12 protein-coding genes are annotated in these 10,579 nt (G+C 40.0%); 2 read left to right on the forward strand and 10 right to left on the reverse strand.

The window, feature by feature from the left end; genetic code table 11:
* Positions 1-491: 491 nt before the first annotated feature.
* The 4 genes from rpmG to QM469_RS06820 all read right to left on the reverse strand — a co-directional run bounded on the left by rpmG (position 492) and on the right by QM469_RS06820 (position 2,197).
* Positions 492-641, reverse strand: coding sequence for a 50S ribosomal protein L33 (gene rpmG, locus QM469_RS06805; RefSeq protein WP_001265622.1), 150 nt, complete (start codon positions 639-641; stop codon positions 492-494).
* A 15-nt stretch (positions 642-656) separates the two neighbouring features.
* On the reverse strand, positions 657-839 hold the full coding sequence (rpmF, locus tag QM469_RS06810) for a 50S ribosomal protein L32 (RefSeq protein WP_000290417.1): 183 nt from the start codon (positions 837-839) through the stop codon (positions 657-659).
* 147 nt (positions 840-986) lie between these two features.
* Positions 987-1,187 (reverse strand): PTS ascorbate transporter subunit IIC, encoded by a 201-nt coding sequence (locus tag QM469_RS06815; protein WP_315639900.1) that lies wholly within the window; start codon positions 1,185-1,187, stop codon positions 987-989.
* 2 nt (positions 1,188-1,189) lie between these two features.
* The gene (locus QM469_RS06820) at positions 1,190-2,197 is read right to left on the reverse strand and encodes an SPFH domain-containing protein (protein WP_414276406.1); all 1,008 of its coding nucleotides are present in this window, start codon (positions 2,195-2,197) and stop codon (positions 1,190-1,192) included.
* Positions 2,198-2,380: 183 nt separating this feature from the next.
* On the opposite strand from QM469_RS06820, the gene ilvD reads away from it, so the two are divergent.
* Positions 2,381-4,084 carry a dihydroxy-acid dehydratase gene (ilvD, locus tag QM469_RS06825; protein WP_414276405.1) on the forward strand — a complete coding sequence of 568 codons (1,704 nt, stop codon included), beginning with the start codon at positions 2,381-2,383 and terminating at the stop codon, positions 4,082-4,084.
* 56 nt (positions 4,085-4,140) lie between these two features.
* On the opposite strand, the gene QM469_RS06830 is transcribed toward ilvD, so the two are convergent.
* The 3 genes from QM469_RS06830 to tgt all read right to left on the reverse strand — a co-directional run bounded on the left by QM469_RS06830 (position 4,141) and on the right by tgt (position 7,838).
* Positions 4,141-4,482 carry a metal-sulfur cluster assembly factor gene (locus tag QM469_RS06830; protein ID WP_075230952.1) on the reverse strand — a complete coding sequence of 114 codons (342 nt, stop codon included), beginning with the start codon at positions 4,480-4,482 and terminating at the stop codon, positions 4,141-4,143.
* Between the two features lie 263 nt (positions 4,483-4,745).
* The gene (locus QM469_RS06835; protein WP_414276404.1) at positions 4,746-6,563 is read right to left on the reverse strand and encodes an acyltransferase family protein; all 1,818 of its coding nucleotides are present in this window, start codon (positions 6,561-6,563) and stop codon (positions 4,746-4,748) included.
* A 132-nt stretch (positions 6,564-6,695) separates the two neighbouring features.
* On the reverse strand, positions 6,696-7,838 hold the full coding sequence (gene tgt, locus QM469_RS06840) for a tRNA guanosine(34) transglycosylase Tgt (RefSeq protein WP_248035875.1): 1,143 nt from the start codon (positions 7,836-7,838) through the stop codon (positions 6,696-6,698).
* Between the two features lie 761 nt (positions 7,839-8,599).
* On the opposite strand from tgt, the gene QM469_RS06845 reads away from it, so the two are divergent.
* The gene (locus tag QM469_RS06845; RefSeq protein WP_084867895.1) at positions 8,600-8,791 is read left to right on the forward strand and encodes a hypothetical protein; all 192 of its coding nucleotides are present in this window, start codon (positions 8,600-8,602) and stop codon (positions 8,789-8,791) included.
* A 92-nt stretch (positions 8,792-8,883) separates the two neighbouring features.
* On the opposite strand, the gene QM469_RS06850 is transcribed toward QM469_RS06845, so the two are convergent.
* Genes QM469_RS06850 through QM469_RS06860 form a run of 3 tightly spaced genes read right to left on the reverse strand, consistent with a single transcriptional unit; the run spans position 8,884 to position 10,566 of the window.
* On the reverse strand, positions 8,884-9,828 hold the full coding sequence (locus tag QM469_RS06850; protein ID WP_414276403.1) for an N-acetylmuramoyl-L-alanine amidase: 945 nt from the start codon (positions 9,826-9,828) through the stop codon (positions 8,884-8,886).
* 2 nt (positions 9,829-9,830) lie between these two features.
* Complete coding sequence (locus QM469_RS06855; RefSeq protein WP_414276402.1) at positions 9,831-10,163, reverse strand: phage holin; 333 nt, start codon at positions 10,161-10,163, stop codon at positions 9,831-9,833.
* The gene (locus QM469_RS06860; protein ID WP_261028463.1) at positions 10,150-10,566 is read right to left on the reverse strand and encodes a hypothetical protein; all 417 of its coding nucleotides are present in this window, start codon (positions 10,564-10,566) and stop codon (positions 10,150-10,152) included. Before QM469_RS06860 ends, QM469_RS06855 begins: the two co-directional genes overlap by 14 nt.
* Between the last annotated feature and the right edge of the window lie 13 nt (positions 10,567-10,579).

A 10,579-nucleotide genomic window follows, 5' to 3' on the forward strand; every position in this document is an offset into this window, starting at 1 on the left:
TTAGAACAATGTATTACCTTATAACGCATAACAAACTTTACGATTATACTTCTACCCAAAATCGGTAAAATTGTTTATGCCATATTATTGTAACGCCTTATCAAAAAAATCACCAGATAAGGTGTTGGTTTAGTGTACACTTTTTTCACTAAACTTTAGTTCAGAAAAAGACAATTTCCTTAGTTTGACTATGGAAATCAAACTATTTTTCATCAAATACCTTGATATACTTGACAAATGGTAGAAAAGGACTTAGTCCTGTACAATACAGAACTAAATCCTTTGCTTAAATTAATTGTCTAACTTTTTGGGATCAGTACAAATATGACTAGAGCGTTTTCTATATATCCGAACATCTAATTTATTTCACAAAAAATGTAGTCAAAAGTGTAGTCATTCGGTTGATTTTTATTGCAATACATTGAAATTGGAAAATTCAAGAATCGCGTTAAATCAAGGTTTTTTCGTTTCTACTGAAACGTAATGACCCACTATTTAACCTCTGTAAACACAACGTGTTTGCGAAGTTTTGGTGAGTATTTCTTCAATTGAAGACGGTCTGGAGTGTTACGTTTGTTTTTAGAAGTAAGGTACAAGCGTTCACCAGATTCTTTGTGTTCAAGTGTAATATTTACGCGCATGGTATCTCCCTTCTATTATTCAGCTGATGCAGCTTTAGCGATCTTACGTCCTTTGTAGTATCCTTTAAGTGATACACGGTGAGAACGTGAGTAATCTCCAGTAGTTTCGTCAAAGTTTACAGATGGAGCTGTTACTTTGTAGTGCGTACGACGTTTGTTTTTCTTCGCTTTTGAAGTGCGACGTGCAGGTACTGCCATTTTGATTTCTCCTTTTAAGATATAATTCAGTTAGGTTTGATTTTCATCAACTTTAATAGTATATCAAAACTTTTTTGTAAAGTAAAGTTACTTGACAAAAAAAGATTAAAAAATTTTCCTATCCAATCTTATGGATAGGAAAATAGACTAAATATCAATCTCGAATGGTTCATCAATGGTTTCTGAGACGTATTTTCCGTCTTTTTTCCGTTGTTTGACGCATTCGGTGAGAAGATATTCGATTTGCCCATTGACTGATCGGAAGTCATCTTCTGCCCATGATGCGAGTGCAGTATATAACTTATTCGAAAGTCGAAGGGGGATTTGCTTTTTTTTAGCTTCTGCCATTTCTAATAAAGGCTTCCTGTATTGACAATTGGTTGTGCATCATGATTGCCACAGAGAACGACTAGGAGATTTGAAACCATGGCAGCTTTACGCTCTTCATCTAGTTCAACCAACTCTCCTTCATTGAGACGTTCCAGTGCCATTTCAACCATTCCAACAGCGCCGTCGACAATCATCTTACGTGCATCAATAATAGCAGATGCCTGTTGACGTTGAAGCATGACGGCAGCAATTTCCGGTGCATAAGCTAGGTATGTAATACGTGCTTCAAGGATTTCCAAACCAGCGTCCTCTACGCGACTTTGAATTTCCTCACGAATACGTTTAGCTACAATCTCACTAGAACCACGGAGGCTTCCTTCATCGGCTTGCCCATCACCTGTAGTATCCACATTAGGAGATACATCGTAAGGATAAATGCGGACAATATTACGAAGGGCGCTATCACATTGCAATGAAAGATATTCTTTGTAGTTATCTACGTTGAAGACTGCTTTGGCTGTATCAACAACTCTCCAAGTTACCGCGATTCCGATTTCAACAGGGTTACCTAAACAATCGTTAATCTTTTGACGAGAATTACTCAAAGTCATAACTTTGAGAGAAATCTGTTTCTTGCCAATTTCAAGGTTTACATCATTGCCATTTGATGATTTCATCCCTGAAAAAGGTGATTTTGTGCTAACATCACCACTTTGACCAAGTCGAGTGTGGTTTGCAGGATTGATCGCTATGCTAAAAGGATTGACAAAGTAAAAACCAGGTTCTTTGATGGTACCTGTATAATTACCAAAGAGGGTCAAAACCAGTGCTTCCTGAGGTTTGACAACTTTTAAACCAGCATGAGCTAGAACTGAAATTAAGATTAATAAAAGTCCGATAATAATTCCAAAAATATTTTCTGAACCAGCACCGATTACAAATATAAAAATGCCAAGTACGAGTGCCAACTCAATGAGAATCAATGCTACTACACCATTTGGTTTTGAATTGATTAGTTTTTCAGTCATCAGAATGACCTCCTGTATTTGATATCTAAATGATATCACTTTAATCTATAAAGTCAAGAAATAAATGCAAAATTTTTAAAAAAATATTTCTGTATAGAATTTTCTGAAAATTCAAGAATTTTCTTCTGTTCATTGCTTTTAAATTGTGCTATAATGGAACAAACTGAAATGGGAGGGACTTGAATGACAGAATTAGATAAACGTCACCGCAGCAGCATCTATGACAGTATGGTAAAATCACCTAACCGTGCCATGCTTCGTGCAACTGGTATGACAGATAAGGACTTTGAAACACCGATTGTGGGAGTGATTTCGACTTGGGCGGAAAATACGCCATGTAACATCCACTTGCATGACTTTGGGAAATTGGCTAAAGAAGGTGTCAAATCTGCTGGTGCTTGGCCTGTGCAGTTTGGAACCATTACCGTAGCCGACGGTATCGCCATGGGAACGCCTGGTATGCGCTTCTCTCTAACGTCACGTGATATCATTGCGGATTCTATCGAAGCTGCTATGGGTGGTCATAACGTTGATGCGTTTGTAGCTATCGGGGGTTGTGACAAGAACATGCCTGGTTCTATGATTGCCATTGCCAATATGGATATCCCAGCTATTTTCGCTTACGGTGGTACTATCGCCCCTGGAAAACTGGATGGCAAAGACATCGACTTGGTTTCTGTATTTGAAGGAATCGGTAAATGGAATCACGGTGATATGACAGCTGAGGACGTGAAACGTCTCGAATGTAATGCCTGCCCTGGCCCTGGTGGTTGTGGTGGTATGTATACTGCCAATACTATGGCTACTGCTATCGAAGTTTTGGGGATGAGTTTGCCAGGTTCTTCTTCTCACCCAGCTGAATCTGCTGATAAGAAAGAAGACATCGAAGCAGCTGGACGTGCTGTGGTTAAGATGTTGGAACTTGGTCTCAAACCATCAGATATCTTGACTCGTGAAGCCTTTGAAGATGCTATCACTGTAACTATGGCACTCGGTGGTTCTACAAATGCCACTCTTCACTTGCTTGCCATTGCCCATGCTGCCAATGTTGACTTGTCACTTGAGGACTTCAATACGATCCAAGAACGTGTGCCTCACTTGGCCGACTTGAAACCTTCTGGTCAGTATGTCTTCCAAGACCTCTACGAAGTCGGTGGTGTGCCTGCGGTTATGAGATATCTCTTGGCAAATGGTTTCCTTCATGGAGACCGCATTACATGTACTGGTAAGACTGTTGCTGAGAACTTAGCTGACTTTGTAGACCTTACACCAGGTCAAAAAGTTATCATGCCATTGGAAAATCCAAAACGTGCGGACGGTCCGCTTATCATCTTGAACGGGAACCTTGCACCAGAAGGTGCGGTTGCCAAGGTATCAGGTGTTAAAGTGCGTCGTCACGTTGGTCCAGCTAAGGTCTTTGACTCAGAAGAAGATGCTATTCAGGCCGTTCTGACAGATGAAATCGTTGATGGCGATGTAGTCGTTGTCCGTTTTGTTGGACCTAAAGGTGGTCCTGGTATGCCTGAGATGCTCTCACTTTCATCAATGATTGTTGGTAAAGGTCAAGGAGACAAGGTTGCTCTCTTGACAGACGGGCGTTTCTCTGGTGGTACTTATGGTCTGGTTGTTGGACATATCGCTCCTGAAGCTCAGGATGGTGGACCAATTGCCTATCTCCGTACAGGCGATATCGTCACTGTCGACCAAGATACAAAAGAAATTTCCATGGCCGTATCCGAAGAAGAACTTGAAAAACGCAAGGCAGAAACAACCTTGCCACCACTCTATAGCCGTGGTGTCCTTGGTAAGTATGCCCATACCGTATCTTCTGCATCACGTGGTGCCGTTACAGATTTCTGGAATATGGAACAATCTGGTAAAAAATAAGCAAATCAAAAGCAAGCCTAAACTAGCTTGCTTTTTGTATTTTTCAAAATAGATAACTATCGTGGAGGTAGTCCAAGCGCTATGCGACCATAGCGACTGATGCGTGTAATCTTCCAGGCAGGCGACCAGGTAACCTCAACCCTGACATCCTCAATTCCTTCAATCTGTTTCAGACCTGCCACGATTTCGATGGGTAAACTTTCTGCACAGTCACAGGCAGTATCGGTGAAGGTCATGACAATTGTACAAAGACCAGCCTCGTCCAAATGAATCTCGTAAATCAAGCCAAGATTATAGACATCTAGTTCCACATCTGTATCGTAAACTTTTTCTAGCTTGTCAATGATTTGATCTTCTAATGCTAAAGCACGATCATTGATTTTGATATCTTCTCTCATTGCATTCCCTCCATTTGTAAACTGCACCTATTTTCTCATAATTCTGACAATTTGGCAAGTTTTTCCCAATCAAGACGTAATCCGCCATAAAAACGAAAGCCTAGTGATTGCCATAGTTGAGACAAACTACCCAAAGATCTAACAACCTAGAGTACGGGGATATTGGCATAGGTTAAAGAGATAAGCTTAGAGAATGATTGAGCTTCTAAGACATACTTTCTAAACAGAAAAAGTAGAGAAAGGTCATCTCTACTTTTTAGATATTATTTTGACTTCACAGGTTTATCTGCCAAGGCCTTGATAGCTGATGCTATCGTTTCTGCATAGAGCTTAGCTCCCTCTTCTAGTTTGGCATTATCACTTCCAAAGTGAACCTGGTCTGTTCCTTTCCAAATCTCTGGATGATCTTTAGATACCTGATTCCAGTCCGCAACCTCAATGTAAGGATACTTTTGAGCTACTTCACGCACATAGCTAGCATACTGTTCTACATAAGGCTGAGTTGCTTGAGTTGTATCACCCTCATAAGGTGTCATAAGTACAAGTTGATGCCCCTTAGGTAGATTTGTTATCAAAGAATCGATATCAGCCTTATAATCCTCAGGATTATTCACTCCAGTAGCAATAACGACTATTTTAGGGAGGACTTTATTCTGACTGTGATTGAGCATAATAGCATTGGCTTGCTTGGTATTTCTACTTACTTGACCATCTGTCTGAGCGTCTGGTAGAACCTCTTTAAGTCCAGGTGTTGCACGCAAGGTTACAGAATCTCCAATGATGGATACACCTTCGGCAATATTGTAGCGACTTGCTTCTGCTTGATCCGCCATGGTTTTCGTACGGGTAATATTGGTTTGGGCTTGATTGAGGCCATTTACCATCAAATCCGTTTCAAAAGCGCCTACTTGGGGGGCAATAAGCATCACAATCAGTGTCAGCAAGCCAAGAAATCCGACGCTACCCGCAAAGATTGGTTGAATATGCGGAATTTCTTTTACCTTTTGCAATAAGCTACTGTTCTTCCCTGCAATGAAAGGTTCAATCACATAGAAGGAAAGGCTTGCAAAGAGATAAGAAAAGATAGTGGTGAGAATCACTGCTAGTATATTTCCCATTAATTGGGAGAAAATAATATAAAACGGCCAGTGGAAGAGATATACTGCGTAACTGGTATCAGCTAGGAAGCTAATCACCCTTGGCTCCTCAATATTTGGTGTTTTCTCATGCAAGACTCGAGTAGCAAGAATCATAGCAAGTGCAGCTAAACTTGCCAACAAGAAGCCAAGCAAGTAGGCAAAGAGATAATTGAATTTCACGAAGAAGGTCAATAAGAGCAAAACTCCGAGACCTGCCCCGAATACTAGCAAGGTCTTTTTCAAATCCCAGGTATTATTTAAACGCTTAACAAGAGTAGTCGTTTGACGAACACCTACCAAAGATGCCAAAATACTGCCTAGAAAGAAAGGATAGACGTGAGTAAAGCTAGAAAAGTAGAGCGTCGAGTAGGAAGAAACGATAAAGCTACCGATAAACATTGAAAGAAAACCGATGATAAAGACAGCTGATGATAGAAGAAAGACTAGACCTCTTAATTGTCCAGATGATTTTACCCGCTTGGACAAGAACCAAACCGCCAAGCCCCACAAGATATAGTAATGAACCTCAACAGCCAAGCTCCAATTATGAACAAATAAATGAGGAATGAACTGAGATTCATAACTTCCCCCTGTTAACATTTCATAGAAGTTGGTCATAAAACCAAGGACACCAGCAATCTGACCACCAATCCCGGCTATATAATCCTGCCGAACCAAGAAAGTAAAGGGCATAACGACAAGGATCATTAAAACGACCGGTGGAAAAATCCGATAAAAACGTCTTCTAAAAAATCCTAAGATATCAATCTTACCTTTTTGTCCAAATTCTTCTAATAAAAGTGACGTAATTAGGAAACCTGAAAAGGTGAAAAAGACGTCAACCCCGAAGAAACCTCCTGGGAAAACCGTCTGAAAAAAATGGTACAAGAGTACCAAGAGTAAGCCTGTAATCCTAATCAAGGAAAACCATTTTATACGCATACGAGTTTATTCTCCGTTCATTAGAGTAGTTAAAAAACCATCTAATGTTCATTCCATACTACCTTTATTTTATCAAAAAAAGAAGAAAAATCCTAAGAGAAAACTTAGGATTTTAGCTTTGGTCTACTAATCTTAGAAATTACGACCTGATTTATTGTAGCCATATTTTTCAACAAAATGCTCACGGAATTCCAAGAGATTATCATCCATAATAGCCTGACGAACCTGCTTCATAAGGTTGAGCAAGAAGTAAAGGTTATGGTAACTTGTCAAACGAATACCAAAGGTCTCATCGGCCTTGAGCAAGTGACGAAGGTAGGCACGGGTGTAGTTCTTACATGTGTAGCAATCGCACTCAGGATCAAGTGGGGTAAAGTCCTCCGCAAACTGGGCATTCTTGACAACCAAACGTCCTTGGCTAGTCATACAAGTTCCGTTACGAGCGATACGAGTCGGCAAGACACAGTCAAACATATCGACCCCACGAATAACCCCATCAATCAAGCTATCTGGCGCTCCCACTCCCATCAAGTAGCGAGGTTTGTTTTCAGGAAGAAGTTGAGTGGTGAAGTCCAAAACTGCATTCATCTCTTCATGAGTTTCACCTACTGCCAACCCTCCGATAGAGTATCCAGGGAAGTCCATGCTAACAAGGTCGCGAGCTGATTGACGACGAAGATCTTCAAATCCTGCGCCTTGCACAATCCCAAATAATCCTTGGTCATGTGGACGACGATGAGCTTTTAATCCACGCTCAGCCCAACGGCTAGTACGTTCGATTGACTTTTTCACATAATCATAAGGTTGATAAAATTGAGGACATTCATCAAAGGACATCATAATGTCTGAGCCTAGATTGTTCTGGATAGAGATGGCTTTTTCAGGTGAAAGGAACATCTTGGAACCGTTGAGGTGGTTTTTGAAGGTCACCCCTTCTTCTGTAATGTTACGGCTATCTGCTAGGGAATAGACTTGGAAACCACCACTATCTGTCAAGATAGGCTGATCCCAGTTCATGAACTTATGAAGCCCACCTGCACGCGCAATGAGTTCATCTCCAGGACGTAGCCACAAGTGATAGGTATTAGAGAGAATAATCCCTGACCCCATCTCTTTCAATTCTTCTGGCGATTGGGTTTTGACCGTTGCTTGAGTCCCAACCGGCATAAACATAGGAGTTGGGAAGGTTCCGTGTGGCGTGATAATCTCACCCAGACGAGCTCCCGTGTGTTTTTCTTTCTTAATCAAACGGTATTTGATTGGTGAATCTGACATTTTTTACCTCCGAAGCTGGGAAAGACAGTCCCAGTTCTTACTTTGTGCCCAAGGGCATACTGTATGATTCTATCAAAAAAAACAGGAACTGTCACGAACTATGGTATAAGAATTTTGTGTTTACAATTGATTTCCGTTACTTATCGTTAGTTGAGTTTTTGCTTATTTTTATTTAAAATTATTTCCGTTGATTTTCGTCATTTTTTTAAATCGTATTCATCTTCGTATTCATTTTCATACTCACCTTTGCCCGTGTCATTTTTTTAAATCGTATTCATCTTCGTATTCATTTTCATACTCACCTTTGCCCGTATAGTTGAGAAGGTTGCAATTTAGTTCTAATAGTTTACAAAAGAATCAGTGAGTAATGTCACTGTTTTTTTGAAAAAAATTTATCAAAACTATTGACTTTATACAACTTTAGTTGTATAATAGATACATAAGGTTAAGGAGGAAACCTTAGACAAGGAAACTAGTAGAAAGGAAAATAAAATGTTTAAGTTCAAAAAGAAGCCACTCAAAGTAAAAACAAATAAGCTAGTCATCAAAATAAACTTATTTATAATCAGCTTTGAATGGCACATCGAATTTGGATAGTGAGAAATCACTATCCACCCCTTCGGGGGTGTACTTAAATTATAACAGGAAAAATAATGAAAGTAAATCTAAAAATTAGAAAAACCACCAAGCGTGAAAAAGTTGAATTTATTATTGGACTTCTTCTACTCCTATTTGCGATTTGGTATTTTACGAGGTAATATATGTCAGTAGATATTAAAGCTATCCGCTGGCTTTTAGACAACGCCACAGCCTATGCTATCAGCAAAAACTGTGGCGTATCTATTCAGGCCGTGGATAAATATAAAAATGGCGTATCAGATATTATGAACATGCGCCTAAAACATGCTATCAGTATGACTGATTATGCCTATACGTTACAAGAAAAACAGTGATTTTTTCACTGTTTTTTCTACTTTCAGAGCAAACAAAAAAACCGCAAGCTATTGCCTGCGGTCTAGTGTAATAATTTTTTATTCTTTCTGTTTTATTTTGTCGTGATGAGCCCATCAGGCTCAACTGTAAATTCTGGCTTGTCTGCCATGCTGCCGTCTGGTTTGAGATAGTACCAACCGTTGCCTGATTTGATGAATTGATTTGATTTCATGTCGCCATCTTTTTCATCAAGATAGTACCAGGTTTCTCGGTATTTCACCCAGCCTTTAGCCATACGACCGTCTGCCTTGAAATAATACCAGTAATTACCGATGTACATCCAGCCTGTAACCATTGCGCCACGTTTGTCAAGATAGAACCAATCCTTCCCATCGTTGAACCATCGATTGATTAGGCAATAGCCGCGATTATCAAAGTAGAACCATTCATTGTTGACTTTCTTCCAACGGTCTGTCGGATAAGAACCATCCGACTCCTCCCACCACCAACCAGTTTCATTGCGTTTCCAGCCAGCTTCAGACAGACCTCCTTCAATATCTTTTTTGAATTGCTCACGACTGATTCCCCATTTTGCTAGATAAGGATATGGATCCACATGGTCTGAGTGGTTGTTTGGTTGGTTATTCGTGCAATACTCGTGCGTTTTAATTCCAGCTAAACTCCCTGTATCAAGTGTTTTCGGCAAACCTGCTTCATCTGCAAGGTTTCGCAAAAGTTCAATATAGAGCTTGTAATCACGCATGAACTCTTCTTTTGAGCCATGGCTTTCAATCAATTCGACTGCTGCGTAACTCTCAGCATTCCAACCACCACCAACATCCCAACTTCCGTTATTTACGGGTCCTACTTGCATGACACGACCGTTACCAACCACATGAGAAAAGAACCCTAGTTCAGGGTCCTTTCTCATGTGATAGTCTGCTTCATTTTGTGCGGTTGAGTTTCGATTTCCTGTTGAGTGAGCATGTACTTGACGATAAGGTTGTACACCAACCTGAGGTAAGTCAGTTCTTAATCTGCTTGTATCAATATCCATCCTTACTCCCCTTTCCACGCATCGTTCATTTCTTTAACCGACGCCTCGATAAATGTATCAAGTTCCTTGTCAGTCATGCTGATGTTATATTTTGATAATTCTGCACGGATTTTAGTTCGTGCTTGCTCCAATTTTTCTTCACCTTTGTACCCAGTATCTGAAGCGACCTGTTCAACTGCATTTACTGCATTTTGGGCCAAGATTTCGACAATCTTGACAGTCTGTTCGCCACCCTTCTTAATAAGGTAGTCTTTGATTGACTTGACTACGATACCTAGCAAAATAACCAGGATGCTGATGGCTCCGTTTAGTAAAATTTCGTTAATCTGTTGCATTTATATTTTCCTCCACAATTTCCAATGCTAGAAATTTTTCATACAGTACCTTGATAGCTCCATTGCCACCAAGCTCAACATAACTTTCATAAAGACGAGACAATTCCTCAATCTCATGCTGATTGGTATTGCCTCGTCTTATTGCTTTTTTTAGGTTTTCTTGTAATCGAAAACGTTGTAATCTTTGAAGACCTTTTCCGATAACACTCAATCCTTTGCTATTATCTTTGCCAATATTCTCAACATTTGAGACTGTTTTTTCAATAGCACTAATTTTGTCAGATAAGAGACTGATTTGTTTGTCAGTCTCTTTCGTATTCTGCGTGCTCTTGAAAGAGAAATAGCTAGGAATGATTACGATTAGAATCGGACTTAATTTATCCAGAAATGCTAGTAATTCCAATCAGACCACTTCC

Origin of the sequence: Streptococcus infantis, from assembly GCF_047464215.1 — a bacterium.
GTDB classification, from domain to species: Bacteria; Bacillota; Bacilli; order Lactobacillales; family Streptococcaceae; genus Streptococcus; species Streptococcus infantis_P.